Genomic DNA, 19,251 nt, shown 5'->3' with positions numbered 1-19,251 from the left:
CGTGGCTTGCCGTGGGGCACCCGAACGGGTCAGCCGCGGGATATCAGTCCAGCTTGCCGTGGCAATGCTTGTATTTTTTGCCACTGCCGCAAGGGCACGCATCGTTGCGCCCCACACGGGGTACGGCGTCTGCCAAGGCACCCGAGGCGGTAGCCACGGCTCCGGCGCTGGTGATGACTTCCACCTCACCCGTTTCGGTCGGCGCGGTGTAGGTCATGTTGGCAATCTGTTCGGCTCGCTCTTCCAGTTGCTCTGCAGCCTGGGCAATTTGCTCCGCGGACTGCACCCGCACGTTCATCAAAATACGCGAGACATCGTTCTTCACGCTGTCCAGCAGCTGCCCGAACAACACGAAAGCTTCGCGCTTGTATTCCTGTTTGGGCTGCTTCTGGGCGTAACCCCGCAGGTGAATGCCCTGGCGCAGGTAGTCCAAGGCCGACAGATGTTCGCGCCACTGGCTGTCGATGGTTTGCAGCAACACCACCCGCTCGAACTGGGTGAAGTTCTCTTCACCCACCACCTGGACCTTGCCGTTGAAGACCTCTTTGGCAGCGGCCAACACACGTTCCACAATATCATCAACGTCGATGGCCTCGGCGTCTGACACCCAACTGGACACCGGCACATCCACTGCCCACTCTTCGCGCAAATTGCGCTCCAAGCCAGCGAGATCCCACTGCTCTTCCACGCTGCCCGCAGGCACAAACTGGTGCACGAGGTCGATGAAGCAGCCGTCGCGCAGCGAGTCGATCTGGCCGCGCAGGCTGTCAGCGTCCAAGATATCGTTGCGCTGCTGGTAGATCACCTTGCGCTGGTCGTTGGACACATCGTCGTATTCCAGCAGCTGCTTGCGAATATCGAAGTTGCGCGCCTCAACCTTGCGCTGAGCGCTCTCAATGCTGCGGGTCACGATGCCCGCTTCAATGGCCTCGCCCTCGGGCATCTTCAGGCGATCCATGATGGCGCGCACGCGATCGCCCGCAAAGATGCGCATGAGCGAATCGTCCAAACTCAGGTAGAAGCGCGACGAACCGGGGTCGCCTTGGCGCCCCGATCGCCCACGCAACTGGTTGTCAATGCGGCGCGACTCGTGGCGCTCGGTCGCGATGATGCGCAAGCCGCCCAGTGCCCGCACCTTCTCGTGATCCAGCTTCCATTGCTCGCGTACCGCTTCGATGCGCGTGGCCTTCGTGGCATCGTCGAGCGAAGCATCGGTCTGCACCGCCTCAACCATTTTTTCCAGGTTGCCACCCAACACAATGTCGGTACCGCGGCCCGCCATGTTGGTGGCGATGGTGATGGCACCGGGGCGCCCCGCCTGGATGATGATGTCCGCTTCGCGGGCATGCTGCTTGGCGTTCAGCACCTCGTGGGGCAGGTTTTCAGCCTGCAACAGCGTGGCAATGATTTCGGAATTTTCAATCGACGAGGTACCCACCAGCACCGGCTGACCACGCTCGTGGCATTCGCGAATGTCTTCGATCGCTGCGACGTATTTTTCTTTCGTCGTCTTGTACACCCGGTCGAGCTGATCGGTGCGCGAACTGGGGCGGTTGGGTGGGATCACCACCGTTTCCAGACCATAAATTTCCTGGAATTCGTAGGCTTCGGTGTCGGCCGTGCCCGTCATGCCGGAAAGCTTGCCGTAGAGGCGGAAATAGTTCTGGAAGGTGATGGAGGCCAGCGTCTGGTTTTCAGGCTGGATCGTCACGCCCTCTTTGGCCTCCACGGCCTGGTGCAAGCCATCGCTCCAGCGACGACCCGACATGAGGCGGCCCGTGAATTCATCGACGATGACAATTTCACCGTTCTGGCTGACGTAGTGCTGGTCGCGGTGGTAGAGGTGGTGCGCCTTCAGCGAAGTCACCAAATGGTGCAACAAGGCAATGTTGGACGGGTCGTAGAGCGAAGCGCCTTCGGGCAACAACCCGGCCTGGCTGAGCAAACGTTCGGCATTCTCGTGCCCTTGCTCGGTCATGTGGATCGAGTGCGCCTTCTCGTCCATGGTGAAGTCGCCTGGCTTGATCACGCCCTCGCCCGTGCGCGGATCGGCTTCGCCTTCTTGGCGCACCAGCTGGGGAATCAGCTGGTTGATGGCAAGGTACAAAGGGGTCTGGTCTTCGGCCTGGCCGCTGATGATCAGCGGCGTGCGTGCCTCGTCGATCAGGATCGAGTCCACCTCGTCAACGATGGCGTAGTTCAGCGCACGCTGAACCCGGTCACCAGCCTCGTACACCATGTTGTCACGCAGGTAGTCGAAACCGTACTCGTTGTTGGTGCCGTAGGTGATGTCGGCACGGTAAGCGGCCTGCTTCTCTTCCCGAGGTGCTTGCGGCAGGTTGATGCCCACCGTCAAACCCAGAAAGTTGTACAGCCGTCCCATCCACTGAGCGTCGCGGCTGGCCAGGTAGTCGTTCACCGTCACCACGTGCACGCCTTTGCCGGTGAGTGCGTTCAGGTAAACGGGCAAGGTGGCGGTGAGCGTCTTGCCCTCACCCGTGCGCATTTCGGCCACTTTGCCATGGTGCAAGGCCAAACCACCCACCATTTGCACGTCAAAATGACGCATCTTCATGACGCGCTTGCTGGCCTCTCGAACCACCGCAAAAGCCTCGGGCAACACCGACTCCAGCGCCTCACCGTCGGCCACTCGGCGTTTGAAAATCTCGGTCTGCGCCTTCAACTCCTCGTCGCTGAGTTTTTCAAACTGCGCCTCCAGACCATTGATGCGCTCCACGGTCTTGCGGTAGGTCTTGAGCAAACGGTCGTTGCGGCTACCGAAAATTTTGGTGAGGAAGTTTGTGGCCATACGTACAGGCCTGAACGGACACCCGAGGGTCTCCGTTCAGGCAAAAGGGGATTCGGAAGGTTCTTTCGAACGTGGGTGGCATAGGACACCAACGGCTTGCCGTCAGGTTCCGCCGAACGCTCATATTTCAAGAGCAAGGCGGCATTTTACCTGCCGCATCAAGGCGCTTTCAGGGTTTACGGGCTCGACCCTGTTGCAGCTGCGCCGTTGCCATCGACTCACCCGCAGCCAGAAAGCGCTGGGGGTCCTGCGGGACGCCCGACACCCACACCTCAAAATGCAGATGAGGGCCAGTTGAACGCCCCGTCGAACCTACATCGGCGATCTTCTGACCACGCTTCACAATGTCACCTTTTTTCACGAACACCTGAGATGCATGGGCGTAGCGGGTGATCAGCTCATTGCCGTGATCCACTTCAACCATATTGCCGTATGCCGGATGGTATTCCTGCACCACGACCATACCGCCGGCCGCAGCCAGAATGGGCGTACCGGTGTCCGCCGGGAAGTCCAGGCCGGTGTGCAAGGCAGATCGGCCGGTGATGGGATCGATGCGAAAGCCGAAGGGGGAGCCCACGCGAACGCCCGCCACGGGTTGCTCGGTAGGCACCATGGTTCGCTGAATCTTCTGGTCAAAAAGGCGAGATTCCACCACCGTCAACCAATCCACGCGCGAGTCACTGGACATATCGAGCTGCTCCATGGCGGCCATCAACTCGGGTACGGAAAGCTCCCGAACAGCCACCAAAGACCCGCCAGCACCGGGAGCCGTCTTGAACTCGGCTGGATTGAGGCCAGCCAGCCCGGCCACCCGATCGCCCAATGACTCCAACTGCATCATCCGGGCCTGCATTTCACCCAGCTTTCGAGCCATGGCATCCAGGTTTTCACGCATGAAGACTTCCTGGGTTTCCACCTCGCTCTGGTGCACCATGCGCCCTACCGAGGCAAAGCCCGGCCACCCTTGCCGCACCCCTTCCAGAAATACGCCGTGGTACGCCACCACAGAGCCCAACATCAACAAGACCGAGGCCAGCAAACCAGCACCGATCAATTTGTAACCGCTGAGGTGCAGGGCCCGACTTTTCGCCAACCAGGCGTCCGTGATAATGATGTGCAAAATTCAACCTTTTCGAAAAGTCACCGCGTCGAGTCGACGCACACCCACCGAATGCGAACAGCCCCACGACTCAACACCATGCTCAGCCTGGAGCAGGCAGTCGGCGAGGCACCCAGCCTGGCTGCGCTACAAGAACGGATTCAGGCATCGCAGCGCTGCCTCCAACAAGTGAGCGCTCTGATCCCCGCGACATTGCGCCAGCACGTCAAAGCAGGCCCGATTCAAGAGAACGAGTGGTGCATATTGGTGAGTAGCGCATCGGCTTCAACCAAACTTCGCCAGCTGCTGCCGGCGATGCTGCAAGTGTTGGCCCAAAACGGTGCGCAGGTTAACGCAATTCGGATCAAAGTCCAAATGGCGGGCAGCTGAGGGCAAACGCCGCCGGCACATGGCCCTGCAAAAAGGGGTGGTGCCGCTTGTCTGACTCGAACAGACGACCTATCGCTTACAAGGCGATTGCTCTACCAACTGAGCTAAAGCGGCACAAAAAAACATTTTACTTGACGCGGGTGAGCTGCGGCCGCCCGCCCCCGCGCGCAGGCCCATCGGGCTGAGGCGGTGGAGGCTCGCCCCCCTCTGATGCGGCCTCTTCCACGGGCACAGCGCGCAGCGCACCGCGGACGGGCGACTCGGCTGAATCTTCCGTTTCGCTCGCGTCCTCCAAAACAGACATCACACCCTGTGGAGCCCCACCGACCCCGCTGACCGTGGCCACCGGTGGCGCAGGGAAAGCCATGCCTTGCCCGTTTTCACGTGCGTAGATGGCGATCACATGGCTGACAGGAACAATGATCTCGCGCGCCACACCGCCAAACCGGGCCTTGAACTCGATGAAGTCGTTGCCTAGGCGCAAAGCGCTGGTGGCGTCCACACCGACGTTGAGAACAATCTCACCGTTCTTGACGAACTCCATCGGCACCCTCACCGATGCATCCACCTGCACCGCAATGTAGGGCGAAAAGCCGTTGTCAACACACCATTCGTGCAAAGCACGAATGAGGTAGGGACGTGTGGAGGGTGTTTCCGACTCGAAAGATTTCATGGGCTGTCCACATGCAAAAAATGGCACCAGACACAAAAGGTCTGGTGTACCGATTATTTGCGCATGACCTTTTCAGAAGGCGTCAGCGCTTCAATGTAGGCTGGGCGCGAGAAGATGCGCTCGGCGTACTTCAGCAAGGGTGCAGCATTTTTGCTGAGCTCAATACCGTAGAAATCCAGACGCCACAGCAGGGGGGCGATCGCCACATCCAGCATGGAGAAATTGTCGCCGAGCATGAACTTGTTTTTCAAGAACACGGGGGCCAACTGGGTCAAACGGTCGCGTATGTGCGCACGGGCTTTTTCCAGCGCCTTTTCATTGCCTTTGGTGCTGCGCGATTCCAGCATGGACACGTGCGTGAACAGCTCTTTTTCGAAATTCAGCAAAAACAGGCGCACGCGGGCGCGGTCAACGGGGTCGCCGGGCATCAGCTGGGGATGCGGAAAGCGCTCGTCGATGTACTCGTTGATGATGTTCGACTCGTACAAAATCAGATCGCGCTCGACCAGGATCGGGACCTGTCCGTAGGGATTCATCACGCTGATGTCTTCGGGCTTGTTGTACAGGTCCACGTCGCGGATCTCAAAGTCCATGCCTTTTTCAAACAGGACAAAGCGGCAGCGGTGGGAGTAAGGGCAGGTGGTGCCCGAATACAAGACCATCATGAGGGAGTCTCCTTAAAGCAAAAACAGTGGGTTGCATAAACACCGTGCGGTGCTGCAAACCACTGTGGAACGGAGGGTCCCGCGCTCTAGAGCGAGGGACCCGACCCGGATCAAATTATTTGATGTCTTTCCAGAACACCGCGTTCAGGCGCCAGGCGATGACGGTGAACACCGAAAGGAAGAGCAAAACCCACACGCCAATGCGCACACGGTTATTTTGCTCAGGCTCGGCCATCCATTGCAGGTAAGCAACCAAATCGCCCACGTTTTGGTCGTAGGCAGAAGCGGTCATCGTGCCAGCCGTCACAGGCTCCCAGCCCTTGTGGACCTCGATTTCGGCACCATGGCTGGTCACTTTGTCGAAGACCGGCTTTCGCTCGCCCTGGAGTTCCCACAGCGGGTTTGGCATTCCAATGTTGGGGAACACCAGGTTGTTCCAGCCTGTGGGTTTGGTCTCGTCGCGGTAGTAGGTGCGCAGCAAGGTGTAGATGTAGTCAGGGCCAGAACCCTGCTTGCTGGCGCGTGAGCGAGCCACCAAGGTGAGGTCGGGCGGGTTGGCGCCAAACCACTTTTTGGCCAACGCCGGGTCCATATTGGACTTCATGGTGTCACCGATTTTGTCGGTGGTGAAGGTCAGATTCTCAGCAATTTGCTTGTCGTTCAGACCAATATCGCGCAGGCGGTTGTAACGCATGAACGATGCCGAATGACAGCTGAGGCAGTAGTTCACGAACAACTTGGCACCGTTTTGCAGCGCGGCCATGTCATTGGTTCGCTGTGGGGCTTTGTCCAGCGGGAAACCCGCGCCTGCAGCCAGCGCGGCACCCGACAAACCCAAGGCCATCATGAAGCCCAGAAGAATTTTTTTCATTTGATTGACTCTCCGGAATCGCTGGTAGGGGCTCAGTGGGGCGTAAACGTGACGCGGGTCGGGACGGGCTTGAACTCGCCGATCCGGCTCCACCAAGGCATCAGCAGGAAGAAGCCAAAGTAGAACAAGGTACCGACCTGCGAGACGCGCTCACCGATAGGCGATGGGGGCAACACACCCAGGTAGCCGAGGATCAGGAAGTTGATCACGAACACGGCGTAAAGCCACTTGTTCCAGCTTGGACGGTAACGGATGGATTTGACAGGGCTGTTGTCCAGCCAAGGCAGGGCAAACAAGATCACCACGGCACCACCCATCGCAACCACACCCCAGAATTTGGCATCAATGGCGAGCATCAGCGCCACCATCACAACAGCGCCGCCGACGACAGCCGCCTTCATGGCCGAGCCGATCTTGGCCTTAACCACACCCAGCACAGCACCAAGCAAAACGCAAGCGATCAGCGCGTACATCATTTCGTTGGTGATGGCACGCAGCATCGAATAGAACGGCGTGAAGTACCAGACGGGTGCAATGTGCAACGGCGTCACCAGGGGATCGGCTGGAATAAAGTTGTTGTATTCCAGAAAGTAGCCGCCCAGTTCAGGGGCGAAGAACACGATGGCGGAGAAGGCCATCAGGAACACGGACACACCAAGAATGTCGTGAACGCTGTAGTAGGGATGAAAGGGAATACCATCCAGCGGGATGCCCTTTTCGTCCTTGAGCGCCTTGATTTCAACGCCGTCTGGGTTGTTGGAACCCACCTCGTGCAGCGCAATGATGTGAGCAACCACCAAGCCCAGCAGCACCAGCGGCACCGCAATGACGTGGAAGCTGAAGAAGCGGTTCAACGTGGCATCGCCCACCACAAAGTCGCCGCGGATCAGCAAAGCCAGATCAGGACCCACAAAGGGGACCGCGGCAAACAAGTTCACGATCACCTGGGCGCCCCAGTACGACATCTGACCCCAAGGCAGCAGATAGCCCATGAAGGCTTCCGCCATCAGGACCAAGAATATGGCGCAGCCGAACACCCAGACCAACTCGCGCGGCTTGCGGTACGAACCGTAGATCAAGCCACGGAACATGTGCAGGTAGACGACCACAAAGAACGCCGAGGCGCCTGTAGAGTGCATGTAGCGAATGAGCCAGCCCCACGGCACGTCGCGCATGATGTATTCGACCGACGCAAAGGCCACCGGCACGCCAGCAGCGTTCAGGTTGGCGTCGGGCTTGTAATGCATCACCAGAAAAATACCGGTGACGATCTGGATCACCAGCACCAACAGCGCGAGCGAACCGAAGAAGTACCAGAAGTTGAAGTTCTTGGGAGCGTAGTACTCGGCCAAGTGCTCGTTGTAGAGCTTGGACAACGGAAACCGGTTGTCGACCCAGTTGAGCGCTTTTTGGCCCATGGGAGCATCGGGGGAAATTTCTTTGAATTCAGCCATTATTTGCCTCTGAGGTCAGGTGTCTGCTTGCACTGCGAAGTACGGCAGCTCAGGCCTTCTTCTCTTCGCCGACCAACAGGGTCGTATCGGACAGGTAGTAGTGCGGGGGCACTTCGAGGTTGTCAGGCGCAGGCTTGTTCTTGAACACCCGCCCTGCCACGTCAAACGTAGAACCGTGGCAAGCACACAGGAAACCACCCTGCCAGTCGTCAGGCAGCGAAGGCTGCGGACCAGGAGACAACTTGTCGCTGGGTGAGCAACCGAGGTGGGTGCAAATACCCACGGCCACGAGCACTTCGGGCTTGATGGAGCGGTGGCGGTTTTTTGCGTATTCGGGAGTGGGATAAGCATTGCGATCCGAGTTGGGATCGGCGAGCTGGTCTTCTTGCTTTTCAAGAGCCGCCAACTGCTCGGGTGTGCGGCGCATGATCCACACGGGCTTGCCACGCCACTCGACCACACGCTTCTCGCCAGGCGCGAGCGTGGAAATATCGACTTCGACGGCGGCACCGGCTGCCTTGGCCCGCTCGGACGGCTGAAAACTGCTGACGAAGGGGACGGCGACAGCGGCTGCACCTACGCCACCCATGGCGCAGGATGTGATCAGCCAGGTTCGGCGGCTGTTATCCACAGTCGCATCGACGGTTGCTTCACTCATGGGGATCTTTCAAACTGGTTCGAGAGGACACTAGGGACAACCCGTGATTGTACTGGACCCAAAGGTGCCCACTGTGGCTTGCCGGGGTATGGGAGTGGGCTATTGTCACGTTGACAAAAGCGCAACAGCTGCACAGCGCGTCAGCCGCTTGTAATGCGATGGTATGCGGTGGCAAAATCGCCAACCGGTTCAGACGCTGCCGACCAGGCAGACCTATTTGACTTCTCGCAGTGTCGAACACTTTAAACAACTTATCTGGAGGAAGCGGCCATGGGCATGATGCAGGAATTCAAGGAGTTTGCTGTCAAGGGCAATGTGATCGACCTGGCTGTGGGTGTGATCATTGGTGGAGCGTTTGGCAAGATCGTGGGGTCTTTGGTTGACGATGTGATCATGCCTGTGGTGGGCTCCATCTTTGGCAGCCTCGATTTTTCCAACCTCTACCTGGCACTTGGTACGGTGCCCGAGGGCACCGCCCCTACTTTGGCGGCGATGAAAGCTGCTGGCGTTCCGACCTTGGCCTACGGCAATTTCGTGAGTGTGGCGATCAACTTTTTGATTCTGGCATTCATCATTTTCATGATGGTCAAACAGATCAACCGCATGAAGCGCGCTGAAGCTCCCGCCCCAGCCGCCCCCCCGGCCACACCGGAAGACGTGGTGTTGCTGCGCGAGATTCGCGACAGCCTGCGCAAGTAAGCCTGCGCAACCTGTTCAAAGCCGCTGGCGCCATGAGGCGCAGCGGCTTTTTTATTGGGTTGAGCTGGCCTCCAGGGCCGCATCCAACGCTGCCAGCAAACTGGCCGCACTGGCTCGTCCGGTGCCGGCGAGGTCAAAGGCGGTACCGTGGTCCGGGCTGGTGCGGACAAAAGGCAGACCCAGCGTGGTGTTGACCCCATGCTCCAAGCCCAAAAGCTTCACAGGTATCAATCCCTGGTCGTGGTACATCGAAATGACCACGTCAAACGCCCCTTGGCGAGCGCGCATGAAAACGGTGTCGGGCGCATGCGGACCGCTGCAATCCAGACCTTCAGCTTTGGCCTGCTCGACGGCTGGCGCGATGGCATCAATCTCTTCACGCCCGAACAAACCGCCCTCACCTGCATGGGGATTGAGGCCTGCCACGGCAATGCGCGGCTTCGCCAAGCCGCAGAGAAGAAAATGGGCCTGCGTGATGCGCACCGTTTGCAAAACCTGCGCTTGAGTGACCGCGTCGAGCGCATCCCGCAGCGACACATGGATGCTCACCAACACCGTACGCAAGCCTGGGCAACTGAGCATCATGCGCACGGGCAAGGCCGAGACGGCAACACCGAGGTGCTCTGCGGCAAGCGCCTGCAACAACTCGGTATGCCCGGGAAAAGCCACGCCGGCAGCAGCCAATGCCTCTTTGTGAATGGGTGCGGTGACCACGGCGCGCGCTTGTCCCAAGAGAGCCGCGCCCGCAGCAAACCGAATGCAGTCGGCGGCAGCCTCGCCCGCTTCAGTGCTGATGCGCCCCAACACCACGGGCTGCTTCAGGGAACAAGCTTGAAGGACGCCCATACAACCAGGGGGAACTTCGCTGAAATGTTCAAGCGCGCTCAATTCGGCCAACACCGGGATTGGCTGCGTCTGCGCAGTTGCCAACGCCACACATTGCATGGCCCGACGCATCGTTTCCATATCGCCCGCCACCACCACCTGCTGCATCAGGCTGGGCCGCTCGCGAAACGCCTGGGCAATGATTTCAGGGCCGATACCAGCAGGATCGCCCATGGTCAACACCACGGGCTTGATTAAAGAGTTCTTGACCACAGAGGGATTCATGGCTGATGCCCTCAGGCGGGGTTGTCGATGTCAATGAATTGGTGAGACAAGCCAAGCGCCTGCGCCACATGCGCACCCACAGCCTGCACGCCATACCGTTCCGAGGCATGGTGCCCGCAGGCGATGTACGCCACACCGCATTCCCGCGCGTAGTGCGCCTGTGGCTCCGAAATCTCTCCGGTGATGAACACATCGGCACCGGCTGCAATAGCGGATTCAAAGTAAGACTGCGCCCCCCCCGTGCACAGTGCAACGCGCTCGACGGGCCGGTCGGGTTCGACCACCAGCGTCACCGCACGCCCCAAGGTCTGCTCCACATGGGCCGCAAGCTCGGCCGCAGACGCCGAGCGCCGCTGCCCCATCAAGCCCAACGATTGGGCACCGAAACGTCCCGCAGGTCCGTCAAACGCAGACACCCCAAGGCGCAAGGCGAGCTGCGCGTTGTTGCCAAGTTCGGGGTGGGCATCGAGCGGCAGGTGGTAGGCCAGCAGGTTGATGTCGTGCGCAAGCAGGCGCGCAAGCCGCTGTTTCATCCAGCCGGTGACGCACCCGTCCTGGCCTCGCCAAAACAAACCATGGTGAACCAAGATGGCGTCAGCCCCAGCGGCAATCGCTGCGTCAATCAAGGCCCGACTGGCCGTGACGCCCGTGACCAACTTGCGAATCCCCTGGCGCCCTTCTACCTGCAAGCCATTGGGGCCATAGTCGTTGAACAGGGCGGGCTGCATCAAACCGTTCAAGGTTTCTAGCAACATGGTGCGTGAAACCGCGCGCTCGGGTGTTTTCATAGAAAAGGCCTGTCTTGAAAAATTGGCACGGGCGTGGCCCAGTTAAAAGACCAACCAACCTTTCATTTTGACAGCCCCAGCAGACAAGAGCGCAACCCTTGGCAAGCGAGGGATTGATCGCGACACAGACTGGCCGTGAGGCCGTTCAGCGCTGCGCCTGTTCCGACTCCAGCATCTTGCGGGTGAAAAATCGGTAAAACCAGATCGCCATGCCAATCATAAAAATGATGCCGGAAATGCTGAACAGTCCGTAATCGGTCGAGAAGAGATCCACGATGGCTTTCATTTTTTACTCCATTCCTCTAACAAAGGCTTTCATTGCACCGCGTCCAACGCCCGCGCGCCTTGACGTGGGTCAAGCCGCTTGAACTCAAGGGGTTGGCAACCACATACAGCACAATCTGGGGACCAGCTTCGATCTGCCAACAACACCTTTGCCTCAAAACCACCCATGAAACGACTCTGGCTCGTCTTTGCCCAATCCGTCACTGTGCTGCTGGCTGCCTTTTTCGTGGTCGCCACACTCAAGCCACAGTGGCTAGACCGCCGGCCCAATCTGCCCACCGTGGTGCCGGTGCTCGAGTCGGCGGCGCCAACCCACTCCACCGGCAGCACCAGCGGCTTCAGCGGTGCAGCCCGAGCCGCCTCACCGGCGGTGGTGAGCATCAACACCAGCAAGGCGGCCGTGAACAACATTCACAGCGACGACCCGTGGTTCCGCTTCTTTTTTGGTGACCAACCGCAGGCTCAGCCGCAAACCGGCCTGGGGTCGGGTGTGATCGTGAGCCCGGCGGGCTACATACTCACCAACAACCACGTCATTGAAGAGGCCGATGAGATTGAGGTGATGCTGAACGATGGCCGCAAAAGCATCGCCAAGGTGATCGGCACCGACCCGGAAACCGACCTCGCCATTCTCAAAATCGAATTGACCGAACTGCCCGTGATCACGCTAGGCAACTCAGATGCCCTGTCTATCGGCGACCAGGTGCTGGCCATCGGCAACCCCTTCGGCGTGGGTCAAACCGTCACGGGGGGCATCGTCAGCGCACTGGGTCGAACCCAGTTGGGCATCAACACCTTTGAAAATTTCATCCAGACAGATGCGGCCATCAACCCTGGAAACTCGGGCGGTGCACTGGTGGACGTGAACGGCCATCTGATGGGTATCAACACCGCCATCTACTCCCGGTCGGGCGGCTCCATGGGCATTGGTTTTGCCATTCCGACGTCCACCGCGCGCAGTGTGATGGAGGCGATCGTGCGTGACGGCCAGGTAACCCGGGGCTGGATTGGCGTAGAGCCACAAGAACTCAGCGCAGAACTGGCCGAGAGCTTTGGCATTCCTGCGGGCAGCGGCGTGATCATCACCGGCGTGCTGCAAAACGGCCCTGCGGCTCAAGCCGGCATACGCCCTGGCGATGTGATCACACGCGTCGCCGGGCGCGAAGTGGGCACAGTGGCCCAGTTGCTATCGGCTGTGGCTGCACTGCCACCCGGCACGTCGGCCGCTGTGGATGTCGTGCGGCGCGATGGCAAGACACAACTGAACGTCACACCAGCGCGTCGCAATCCGCTGCCCCGTCAGGAACAGCGTTGAGGCGCAGCCGAATATCGGTCAGCGCGAAAGCGCATGCACTTCATCCGAGAGGGAGTGCCTGAAGCGGTTCGCAAACACCGTTTAGCTTGTAGCGTTGCAGGCCACCCCTAGACAAAACGTAGCACCTGTTATGCGCCCCCACCGTTGAGGCCTACTTTGCGGTGTCTTCTGCGGTCGACTCTGAAGGCGATGCCGCCTTTTTGATGAACCACTGCGAGCCAAAAATGCCCAGTTCATACAGAAGACACATGGGAACGGCCAGCGCCAACTGCGAGATGACGTCGGGCGGCGTGACGATGGCCGCAATGACAAATGCCACGACGATGAAGTAACCGCGGAAATCACGCAGCTGCTTCACCGTGACCATGTTCATTTTCACCAGCAACACCACCACGATAGGCACCTGGAAAGCCAGGCCAAAAGCGAGGTAAAGAGACAGGATGGCTTCAACGTAAGACGCAATGTCGGGTGTGGCCGCCACGCTGTCTGGGGTGAACTGCTGGATAAAGCCAAACATCTTGTCGAGCACAAAAAACTGCACAAAGGCAATGCCCACATACGCCAGCAAACTGCCCAGCAAGATCAGCGGGATCGCAAAGCGCTTCTCGTGGCTGTACAAGCCCGGCGCCACAAAAGCCCACACTTGGTACATCCACCACGGCAATGACAACAACAACGCGGCCATCGCCAGCACTTTGATGGGCACAAAAAACGGTGAAAAAACGCCCACAGCGATCAGCTTGGCGTCTGGCGGCATGTGTGCACGAATCGGCACAGCGATCAGATCAATCAACCCGCTCGGGCCCGGCCAAAACGCCAGCAGCGCCATGCAGATCGCCAGACCCACCACGCCATAGAGCAGGCGATCCCGCAGCTCCATGAGGTGCTGGACAAACGGCTGCTCGGAACCGGCGAGTTCGTCGGTGGAATCTTTGGGGTCGGACATCAGCGGGGGGCAGAAGAAGAACGGGGCCGAAAGCGCGCCACTCGGGCGGCTCCGGACTGGGTGCGGGTACGCACGCCGGTGCGTGCCTTGTACCACTGGGGCATGGCCTTTTGCTTGATGCGCCAGTTCTTTTTGGGGTGTTTGTAGCTGGGGTGCAGGTCCGAGCCGATGCTGTGGTGCGCGTCGGAACCGTAGGAAGTTGCGCCGTCCAGCCCGGCGGTGGCTTCAGACCAGGATTTTTCAAAGTCGCTGGCACCGCTTTGCACCGACGACTCCACATCGCGGGCAGCGCTCTCCACCGTGTCTTTCATTTTCTTGAGCTCTTCGAGCTCCATCGAACGGCTGACCTCGGCCTTCACATCCGACACGTAACGCTGTGCTTTGCCCAGCAAGGCACCCACCGTGCGGGCCACGCGCGGCAGTTTTTCAGGGCCGATAACGATCAACGCCACCGCCCCAATGAGCGCAATCTTGGAAATGCCCAGATCAATCATGTATCAGCCATCCTGCGGGCAATGCGGAGCCTTGGTTCAAGACTCTGAACCTGGCTGGCCCATGCTCAAAAGCGCATGACCACCAGGTAGAAATCGAAGCGACGAAATCAGCTTTTTTGCTTGGCTTCGACGTCGATGGCGTTTTTATCGGTGCGGGTGTCTTGCGTCACCTGACCTGCAGGCGCCGACTCGGCGTCAGCGGCGTTTTGGCTGCCATCTTTCATGCCGTCTTTGAAGCCTTTGACCGCACCACCCAGATCAGAGCCCATGTTTTTGAGCTTTTTGGTGCCAAAGACCATGACCACGATCAAGAGCACGATCAACCAGTGCCAGATTGAAAAGGAACCCATCGTTTTCTCCAAATATAAAAGTAATGCGTTGAACGCTTCGGGTGGGATTCTAAGCCGGCACAAGAGTTCAGTACTGGCTCAGCCAAAAAACCGGACCGAGGACTCAAACGCCGTCCCAGACATTTAACCCCGCAGCCACGGGCGCGGGCCGCCCATCACATGAATGTGCAAGTGGTGCACCTCCTGCCCACCTTCGGTGCCGGTGTTGCAGACCATGCGAAAGCCTCCGTCCGGGTAGGGGTTGCAGCCCTGCTCCATGGCCAGTTTGGGCGCCAGCATCATCATGCGCCCCATCAGGCGCTCGTGCTCGGCTGTCAGATGCGCCATGGACGGAATGTGCAACTTGGGCACCATGAGAAAGTGCACCGGCGCCCAGGGGTGGATATCGTGAAAGGCAAAGATGTCTTCGTCCTCAAAGACTTTTTTGGACGGGATCTGGCCGGCGATGATTTTGCAAAAAATGCAGTGGGGATCGTGTGCGCTCATGGAAATTTCAGTCGGGCATGGCTTGGCTGGCGTTCATGCGCACCATGCCTTTGACGATGCGGTAGAGAAACCAGATGGAAATCAAGGCCCAGGCGATCATGCCGGGCAACACAAAGAGAAACCACAGCGGAATGGTGACGACGTAAAGCACACCGGCCCAGATCACGGTGCGGATGCGCCACGAAAAATGGCTGGCCTGCCAGGTGCCTTCAGCGTCGGATTTCTTCACGAGATCGATCACCAGCGCCACGATGAGCAAACCCGCACCTACCTGAGCGCCTGGCACCACCGCCGCCACCGCAACGATCAGGTGAAGGATGTAACTGACCCAACCCACGCTTTTGAGCGACTGGGCCTTTTCGCTGTCGATGGCTTTGACGTCGATGATGTCGCTCATGCATGACCCCCCGATGACAAGGATTCGGACTCGCGCGCCAGAACTTTCCTCATCGCCTTTTCTTCCAGACCGCTCAGCCCCTCGCGGCGCACCAGTTCGCTGACCACGTCAGCCGGCGTCTTGCCGTAGTGGACGAGCGCAATCATGCTGTGAAACCACAGATCGGCGATTTCATTGACAAGCTTTTGAGCATCCCCGCCATGGTCGCAGTCCTTGGCCGCCATGACGGCTTCGGTGGCCTCTTCTCCAATTTTTTTCAGGAAGGCGTCAGGGCCCTTGTGGAGCAAGCGGGCCACGTAGCTTGTTTCGGGATCGCCGCCGTTGGCCGGTTTGCGGCTCTCGATCACGGCCGCCAGGCGCGCCAGGTCATCGGTGTTGGACATATCGTTATTTGTAAATGGATTCAGGGTCTTTGAGCACCGGGTCTACCGCCTGCCAGGCGCCACTTTCATAGCGCTGAAAGAAGCAGCTGTGGCGTCCGGTGTGGCAGGCAATGCCAGGCTCGTGCCCCAGCTGGGTCACTTTGAGCAAGACCACATCGTTGTCGCAATCCAGACGGATGTCATGCACGGTTTGCACATGCCCGGACTCTTCGCCTTTGAACCACAGCCGGCCGCGCGATCGGCTGAAATACACAGCCCGCCCCAGCTCAGCGGTTTTTTCAAGCGCCTCGCGGTTCATCCAGGCAAACATCAGCACGTCGCCGGTCGCGGCTTCCTGCGCAATCACCGGGACCAAGCCTTGGGCGTCCCATTTCACTTCTTCAAGCCAATTCATGCCATGAATCTACCATGTGCCTCGTGCACTTAGGCTGGCGCACCCAGGTTGCGCGTACGATGGCTTTTGCATTCACCGCCCAGCACCCGCTGACGCAGCCTGCACCAGGAGGAGCCCCATGAAATTTCGTACCCTTTTTCTGATCATTTTCATCTTGCTGGTGGCCGGTTTTGTGGCGCTCAACTTTGAAGCCATCTTGACGCCGACCACCCTCAACTTTGCCGTGGCCGAGGTTCAGGCACCGCTGGGCCTGGTGCTGCTGGGCATGCTGGCGCTGGTGCTGGTGGTGTTTTTGCTGGCCTTGGTGTACTACCAGACGACGCACCTGATGGAGGTACGGCGCATCACGCGCGAAGTGGCTGAGCAGCGCACCTTGGCGGACAAAGCCGAGGCATCCCGACTCACTGAATTGCGTCAGTTTTTGCAGGCCGAGCTACAGGCCACGGCTGCCCGCGAACAGGACCTGTCTGAAAAGACGCACCAAAAGATGGACCGCTTGCAAACGGCCTTGACTGAGGTGATCGAACAGACTGGAAACGGTCTGGGTGCCAGCATTGGCGAGATGGAAGACCGCATGGAGCGGCAATTGCAGCAACGCGCAAACGGAGCGTAAAGGCGGCGGTGCCTCGCGTCACAGACGAGGCATGCCTCAACCACCCGTCTAAAGGCGCACAGGGATCCCGCGCTCGGCCATGCGCGCCTTGGCTTGGCCCACGGTGAACTCCCCGTAGTGGAAGATGCTGGCGGCCAGCACGGCGTCGGCGCCGCCCTGTTGCACGCCGTCGGCCAGATGGTCCAGGTTGCCCACGCCACCCGAGGCGATCACGGGCACGTCCACCGCATCGACCACGGCGCGGGTCAGGGCCAGATCGAAGCCGCTTTTGGTGCCATCGCGGTCCATGCTGGTCAGCAAAATTTCACCGGCACCGTGCTCGGCCATTTTTCGGGCCCAGGCCACAGCGTCGAGCCCGGTGTTTTTGCGTCCACCGTGGCTGTAAACGTCCCAGCCTTCACCGCGGGCCAGCAGGTCTTCACCCAAGCGGCGCTTGGCGTCGATGGCCACCACGATGCACTGGGCACCGTATTTGTCTGAGGCGTCGCGGATGACTTGCGGGTTAGCCAGTGCGGCTGAATTGAAGCTGGTTTTGTCGGCCCCGGCGTTGAGCAGGCGGCGCACATCGTCCACGGTGCGCACCCCGCCGCCCACGGTGAGCGGAATGAACACTTGCGAGGCCACGGCTTCGATGATGTGAAGGATCAGGTCGCGACCGTCGCTGGTGGCCGTGATGTCCAGGAAGGTCAGCTCGTCGGCGCCCTGGTCGTTGTAACGGGCCGCAATTTCGACGGGGTCGCCCGCGTCACGCAGTTCGACAAAATTGACGCCCTTGACCACACGGCCACCGGTGACGTCCAGGCAGGGAATGATGCGTTTAGCGAGCATGTTCGACGTGGGTTGGTTTTGCCGCCGGGCCGCCCCAAGGCAAAACGCGCTCCCTTGGGGGGCAGCGACCCGCGCAGCGGTGGAGCGTGGGGGCCTTGTTCATCCGTTGAGGTCGTCGGCCAGCAGTTGCGCGGCTTCGAAGTCGAGGTCCCCGCTGTAGATAGAGCGACCGCAAATCACGCCCTCAACACCTTCGTCTTCCACGCCACACAGGGCGCGAATATCGTCCAGGTTGGACAGGCCGCCCGAAGCGATGACCGGGATGGACAAGGCCTGTGCCAGCTTGACGGTGGCGTCGATGTTGATGCCGCTGAGCATGCCGTCGCGGCCGATGTCGGTGTAGATGATGGATTCGACGCCGTAGTCTTCGAATTTCTTCCCCAGGTCCACCACCTCGTGGCCGGTGAGCTTGCTCCAGCCGTCGGTGGCGACTTTGCCATCCTTGGCGTCCAGGCCGACAATGATGTGGCCGCCAAACGCGGTGCAGGCGTCCTGCAAGAAACCGGGGTTTTTCACGGCTGCAGTGCCAATAATGACGTAGCGCAGGCCCGCATCCAGGTAACGCTCGATGGTGTCGAGGTCTCGAATGCCGCCGCCGAGCTGCACGTCCACTTCAGAGCCGATCTCTTTCAGAATGGCACGGATGGCCTGCTCGTTTTTCGGCTTGCCGGCAAAGGCTCCGTTCAGGTCCACCAGGTGCACGCGGCGCGCGCCTTTGTCGACCCAGCTGCGCGCGATGGCCGCCGGGTCTTCGCCAAACACCGTGGATTGGTCCATGTCGCCCTGTTTGAGGCGAACGCACTGGCCGTCTTTCAGATCAATGGCAGGAATCAGCAGCATGATGGTGTCGGTATCAGTAGGGAACGAGGGAACGGGAGGACTCAGGGATTCCAGTGGAGGAAGTTGCGGTACAGCGCCAAACCCTGATCGGCGCTTTTTTCGGGATGAAACTGGGTCGCAAAAATATTGTCGCGGGCAATGGCGGCGGCAAAACGGCCGCCGTAGTCGGCCTCGCCCACGCAGTGCAGCGGGTTGGCCGGCTTGGCGTAGTAGCTGTGGACAAAATAAAAGTAAGCACCATCGGCAATGCCGTCCCACAGCGGGTGGGCCGGACCGCGGCCGAGGTCGTGAAAGACCTGGTTCCAGCCCATCTGCGGCACCTTGAAGCGGCTCCCGTCGGCCTGCAGCCGGCCGGCAAGTTCAAAGCGCACCACTTCGCCCGGGATCAGCCCCAAGCCATCGGTGGGCCCCTCTTCGCTGCGGTCGAGCAGCATTTGCATGCCCACGCAGACACCAAACAACGGTTTGTTCGCAGCCGCGTGCATCACCGCTTCCAGCAAGCCCGAGGCCGCCAGTTCGCGCATGCAATCGGCCATGTGGCCCTGGCCCGGCAACACCACACGGTCGGCATCCAGCACTTCTTGCGCGTGGGACGTGACCAGTACCTCCACGTCGCTGGCCATCGCCACATGTTGCACCGCCTGCGACACCGAGCGCAGGTTGCCACTGCCGTAGTCCACCACGGCGACTGTCTTGCGTTTCAT

Annotated in this window: 24 protein-coding genes and 1 tRNA gene; 4 read left to right on the top strand and 21 right to left on the bottom strand. The window is 59.7% G+C overall.

The features are described from left to right. Positions 1 to 43: 43 nt before the first annotated feature. The gene (secA, locus tag AC0GNR_RS07375; RefSeq protein ID WP_472900316.1) at positions 44 to 2,809 is read right to left on the bottom strand and encodes a preprotein translocase subunit SecA; all 2,766 of its coding nucleotides are present in this window, start codon (positions 2,807 to 2,809) and stop codon (positions 44 to 46) included. A gap of 169 nt (positions 2,810 to 2,978) precedes the next feature. Then, positions 2,979 to 3,929 carry a M23 family metallopeptidase gene (locus AC0GNR_RS07370; RefSeq protein ID WP_472900315.1) on the bottom strand — a complete coding sequence of 317 codons (951 nt, stop codon included), beginning with the start codon at positions 3,927 to 3,929 and terminating at the stop codon, positions 2,979 to 2,981. 78 nt (positions 3,930 to 4,007) lie between these two features. On the opposite strand from AC0GNR_RS07370, the gene AC0GNR_RS07365 reads away from it, so the two are divergent. Next, a complete protein-coding gene (locus tag AC0GNR_RS07365; protein ID WP_472900314.1) occupies positions 4,008 to 4,298 on the top strand; it encodes a DciA family protein in 291 nt (96 codons plus the stop codon). Between the two features lie 38 nt (positions 4,299 to 4,336). On the opposite strand, the gene AC0GNR_RS07360 is transcribed toward AC0GNR_RS07365, so the two are convergent. The 6 genes from AC0GNR_RS07360 to petA all read right to left on the bottom strand — a co-directional run bounded on the left by AC0GNR_RS07360 (position 4,337) and on the right by petA (position 8,619). Further along, a tRNA-Thr gene (locus tag AC0GNR_RS07360) sits at positions 4,337 to 4,412 on the bottom strand. Between the two features lie 13 nt (positions 4,413 to 4,425). Further along, positions 4,426 to 4,971: a ClpXP protease specificity-enhancing factor gene (locus AC0GNR_RS07355; RefSeq protein ID WP_472900313.1), complete on the bottom strand. Its 546-nt coding sequence runs from the start codon at positions 4,969 to 4,971 to the stop codon at positions 4,426 to 4,428. A gap of 53 nt (positions 4,972 to 5,024) precedes the next feature. Beyond that, the gene (locus tag AC0GNR_RS07350) at positions 5,025 to 5,636 is read right to left on the bottom strand and encodes a glutathione S-transferase N-terminal domain-containing protein (RefSeq protein ID WP_159607845.1); all 612 of its coding nucleotides are present in this window, start codon (positions 5,634 to 5,636) and stop codon (positions 5,025 to 5,027) included. A gap of 115 nt (positions 5,637 to 5,751) precedes the next feature. Further along, the gene (locus AC0GNR_RS07345; RefSeq protein WP_472900312.1) at positions 5,752 to 6,507 is read right to left on the bottom strand and encodes a cytochrome c1; all 756 of its coding nucleotides are present in this window, start codon (positions 6,505 to 6,507) and stop codon (positions 5,752 to 5,754) included. Between the two features lie 32 nt (positions 6,508 to 6,539). Then, a complete protein-coding gene (locus tag AC0GNR_RS07340) occupies positions 6,540 to 7,964 on the bottom strand; it encodes a cytochrome b (RefSeq protein WP_472900376.1) in 1,425 nt (474 codons plus the stop codon). 46 nt (positions 7,965 to 8,010) lie between these two features. Next, complete coding sequence (gene petA, locus AC0GNR_RS07335; protein WP_472900311.1) at positions 8,011 to 8,619, bottom strand: ubiquinol-cytochrome c reductase iron-sulfur subunit; 609 nt, start codon at positions 8,617 to 8,619, stop codon at positions 8,011 to 8,013. A gap of 270 nt (positions 8,620 to 8,889) precedes the next feature. Here petA and mscL point away from each other — a divergent pair, with 270 nt between their 5' ends. Then, positions 8,890 to 9,318, top strand: a complete 429-nt coding sequence (mscL, locus tag AC0GNR_RS07330) for a large conductance mechanosensitive channel protein MscL (protein ID WP_472900310.1) — start codon at positions 8,890 to 8,892, stop codon at positions 9,316 to 9,318. Between the two features lie 51 nt (positions 9,319 to 9,369). On the opposite strand, the gene pdxA is transcribed toward mscL, so the two are convergent. From pdxA to AC0GNR_RS07315, 3 genes are all read right to left on the bottom strand, one after another. Beyond that, a complete protein-coding gene (gene pdxA, locus AC0GNR_RS07325; RefSeq protein WP_472900309.1) occupies positions 9,370 to 10,428 on the bottom strand; it encodes a 4-hydroxythreonine-4-phosphate dehydrogenase PdxA in 1,059 nt (352 codons plus the stop codon). Between the two features lie 11 nt (positions 10,429 to 10,439). Then, positions 10,440 to 11,216 carry a Nif3-like dinuclear metal center hexameric protein gene (locus tag AC0GNR_RS07320; RefSeq protein WP_472900308.1) on the bottom strand — a complete coding sequence of 259 codons (777 nt, stop codon included), beginning with the start codon at positions 11,214 to 11,216 and terminating at the stop codon, positions 10,440 to 10,442. A 145-nt stretch (positions 11,217 to 11,361) separates the two neighbouring features. Further along, on the bottom strand, positions 11,362 to 11,502 hold the full coding sequence (locus AC0GNR_RS07315; protein ID WP_472900307.1) for a DUF3149 domain-containing protein: 141 nt from the start codon (positions 11,500 to 11,502) through the stop codon (positions 11,362 to 11,364). A gap of 165 nt (positions 11,503 to 11,667) precedes the next feature. Here AC0GNR_RS07315 and AC0GNR_RS07310 point away from each other — a divergent pair, with 165 nt between their 5' ends. Further along, entirely contained in the window at positions 11,668 to 12,816 is a 1,149-nt protein-coding gene (locus AC0GNR_RS07310; protein ID WP_472900306.1) for a trypsin-like peptidase domain-containing protein, read from the top strand. 151 nt (positions 12,817 to 12,967) lie between these two features. On the opposite strand, the gene tatC is transcribed toward AC0GNR_RS07310, so the two are convergent. From tatC to hisI, 7 genes are all read right to left on the bottom strand, one after another. Beyond that, positions 12,968 to 13,762: a twin-arginine translocase subunit TatC gene (tatC, locus tag AC0GNR_RS07305; protein WP_472900305.1), complete on the bottom strand. Its 795-nt coding sequence runs from the start codon at positions 13,760 to 13,762 to the stop codon at positions 12,968 to 12,970. After that, positions 13,762 to 14,256 (bottom strand): Sec-independent protein translocase protein TatB, encoded by a 495-nt coding sequence (gene tatB, locus AC0GNR_RS07300; protein ID WP_472900304.1) that lies wholly within the window; start codon positions 14,254 to 14,256, stop codon positions 13,762 to 13,764. Before tatB ends, tatC begins: the two co-directional genes overlap by 1 nt. Before the next feature lie 107 nt (positions 14,257 to 14,363). Further along, complete coding sequence (tatA, locus tag AC0GNR_RS07295; protein WP_472900303.1) at positions 14,364 to 14,606, bottom strand: Sec-independent protein translocase subunit TatA; 243 nt, start codon at positions 14,604 to 14,606, stop codon at positions 14,364 to 14,366. 123 nt (positions 14,607 to 14,729) lie between these two features. Further along, positions 14,730 to 15,092, bottom strand: coding sequence for a histidine triad nucleotide-binding protein (locus tag AC0GNR_RS07290; RefSeq protein WP_472900302.1), 363 nt, complete (start codon positions 15,090 to 15,092; stop codon positions 14,730 to 14,732). 7 nt (positions 15,093 to 15,099) lie between these two features. Then, a complete protein-coding gene (locus tag AC0GNR_RS07285) occupies positions 15,100 to 15,489 on the bottom strand; it encodes a DUF4870 family protein (RefSeq protein ID WP_472900301.1) in 390 nt (129 codons plus the stop codon). Next, positions 15,486 to 15,872: a phosphoribosyl-ATP diphosphatase gene (locus AC0GNR_RS07280; protein WP_472900300.1), complete on the bottom strand. Its 387-nt coding sequence runs from the start codon at positions 15,870 to 15,872 to the stop codon at positions 15,486 to 15,488. The genes AC0GNR_RS07285 and AC0GNR_RS07280 overlap by 4 nt, the downstream gene beginning before the upstream one ends. Before the next feature lie 4 nt (positions 15,873 to 15,876). After that, positions 15,877 to 16,275 carry a phosphoribosyl-AMP cyclohydrolase gene (gene hisI, locus AC0GNR_RS07275; RefSeq protein ID WP_472900375.1) on the bottom strand — a complete coding sequence of 133 codons (399 nt, stop codon included), beginning with the start codon at positions 16,273 to 16,275 and terminating at the stop codon, positions 15,877 to 15,879. A 109-nt stretch (positions 16,276 to 16,384) separates the two neighbouring features. On the opposite strand from hisI, the gene AC0GNR_RS07270 reads away from it, so the two are divergent. Continuing rightward, the gene (locus AC0GNR_RS07270) at positions 16,385 to 16,879 is read left to right on the top strand and encodes a lipopolysaccharide assembly protein LapA domain-containing protein (protein ID WP_472900299.1); all 495 of its coding nucleotides are present in this window, start codon (positions 16,385 to 16,387) and stop codon (positions 16,877 to 16,879) included. A 48-nt stretch (positions 16,880 to 16,927) separates the two neighbouring features. On the opposite strand, the gene hisF is transcribed toward AC0GNR_RS07270, so the two are convergent. The 3 genes from hisF to hisH all read right to left on the bottom strand — a co-directional run bounded on the left by hisF (position 16,928) and on the right by hisH (position 19,251). Continuing rightward, on the bottom strand, positions 16,928 to 17,707 hold the full coding sequence (gene hisF / locus AC0GNR_RS07265) for an imidazole glycerol phosphate synthase subunit HisF (protein WP_472900298.1): 780 nt from the start codon (positions 17,705 to 17,707) through the stop codon (positions 16,928 to 16,930). A 99-nt stretch (positions 17,708 to 17,806) separates the two neighbouring features. Continuing rightward, positions 17,807 to 18,547: a 1-(5-phosphoribosyl)-5-[(5-phosphoribosylamino)methylideneamino]imidazole-4-carboxamide isomerase gene (hisA, locus tag AC0GNR_RS07260; RefSeq protein WP_472900297.1), complete on the bottom strand. Its 741-nt coding sequence runs from the start codon at positions 18,545 to 18,547 to the stop codon at positions 17,807 to 17,809. A gap of 41 nt (positions 18,548 to 18,588) precedes the next feature. Beyond that, positions 18,589 to 19,251 (bottom strand): imidazole glycerol phosphate synthase subunit HisH, encoded by a 663-nt coding sequence (gene hisH, locus AC0GNR_RS07255; RefSeq protein ID WP_472900296.1) that lies wholly within the window; start codon positions 19,249 to 19,251, stop codon positions 18,589 to 18,591.

The organism is Hydrogenophaga sp. LT287 (assembly GCF_055702805.1).
The sequence above is the reverse complement of the archived record's forward strand: the minus strand, read 5'-3'. Positions and strand labels throughout refer to the sequence as shown.

Excerpts from the sequence above, each read along its gene's own strand:
- secA (WP_472900316.1), bottom strand. The coding sequence starts at position 2,809 with ATGGCCACAAACTTCCTCACCAAAATTTTCGGTAGCCGCAACGACCGT.
- AC0GNR_RS07365 (WP_472900314.1), top strand. The coding sequence starts at position 4,008 with ATGCTCAGCCTGGAGCAGGCAGTCGGCGAGGCACCCAGCCTGGCTGCG.
- AC0GNR_RS07355 (WP_472900313.1), bottom strand. The coding sequence starts at position 4,971 with ATGAAATCTTTCGAGTCGGAAACACCCTCCACACGTCCCTACCTCATT.
- AC0GNR_RS07350 (WP_159607845.1), bottom strand. The coding sequence starts at position 5,636 with ATGATGGTCTTGTATTCGGGCACCACCTGCCCTTACTCCCACCGCTGC.
- AC0GNR_RS07345 (WP_472900312.1), bottom strand. The coding sequence starts at position 6,507 with ATGAAAAAAATTCTTCTGGGCTTCATGATGGCCTTGGGTTTGTCGGGT.
- petA (WP_472900311.1), bottom strand. The coding sequence starts at position 8,619 with ATGAGTGAAGCAACCGTCGATGCGACTGTGGATAACAGCCGCCGAACC.
- mscL (WP_472900310.1), top strand. The coding sequence starts at position 8,890 with ATGGGCATGATGCAGGAATTCAAGGAGTTTGCTGTCAAGGGCAATGTG.
- pdxA (WP_472900309.1), bottom strand. The coding sequence starts at position 10,428 with ATGAATCCCTCTGTGGTCAAGAACTCTTTAATCAAGCCCGTGGTGTTG.
- AC0GNR_RS07320 (WP_472900308.1), bottom strand. The coding sequence starts at position 11,216 with ATGAAAACACCCGAGCGCGCGGTTTCACGCACCATGTTGCTAGAAACC.
- AC0GNR_RS07315 (WP_472900307.1), bottom strand. The coding sequence starts at position 11,502 with ATGAAAGCCATCGTGGATCTCTTCTCGACCGATTACGGACTGTTCAGC.
- AC0GNR_RS07310 (WP_472900306.1), top strand. The coding sequence starts at position 11,668 with ATGAAACGACTCTGGCTCGTCTTTGCCCAATCCGTCACTGTGCTGCTG.
- tatC (WP_472900305.1), bottom strand. The coding sequence starts at position 13,762 with ATGTCCGACCCCAAAGATTCCACCGACGAACTCGCCGGTTCCGAGCAG.
- tatB (WP_472900304.1), bottom strand. The coding sequence starts at position 14,256 with ATGATTGATCTGGGCATTTCCAAGATTGCGCTCATTGGGGCGGTGGCG.
- tatA (WP_472900303.1), bottom strand. The coding sequence starts at position 14,606 with ATGGGTTCCTTTTCAATCTGGCACTGGTTGATCGTGCTCTTGATCGTG.
- AC0GNR_RS07290 (WP_472900302.1), bottom strand. The coding sequence starts at position 15,092 with ATGAGCGCACACGATCCCCACTGCATTTTTTGCAAAATCATCGCCGGC.
- AC0GNR_RS07285 (WP_472900301.1), bottom strand. The coding sequence starts at position 15,489 with ATGAGCGACATCATCGACGTCAAAGCCATCGACAGCGAAAAGGCCCAG.
- AC0GNR_RS07280 (WP_472900300.1), bottom strand. The coding sequence starts at position 15,872 with ATGTCCAACACCGATGACCTGGCGCGCCTGGCGGCCGTGATCGAGAGC.
- AC0GNR_RS07270 (WP_472900299.1), top strand. The coding sequence starts at position 16,385 with ATGAAATTTCGTACCCTTTTTCTGATCATTTTCATCTTGCTGGTGGCC.
- hisF (WP_472900298.1), bottom strand. The coding sequence starts at position 17,707 with ATGCTCGCTAAACGCATCATTCCCTGCCTGGACGTCACCGGTGGCCGT.
- hisA (WP_472900297.1), bottom strand. The coding sequence starts at position 18,547 with ATGCTGCTGATTCCTGCCATTGATCTGAAAGACGGCCAGTGCGTTCGC.
- hisH (WP_472900296.1), bottom strand. The coding sequence starts at position 19,251 with ATGAAACGCAAGACAGTCGCCGTGGTGGACTACGGCAGTGGCAACCTG.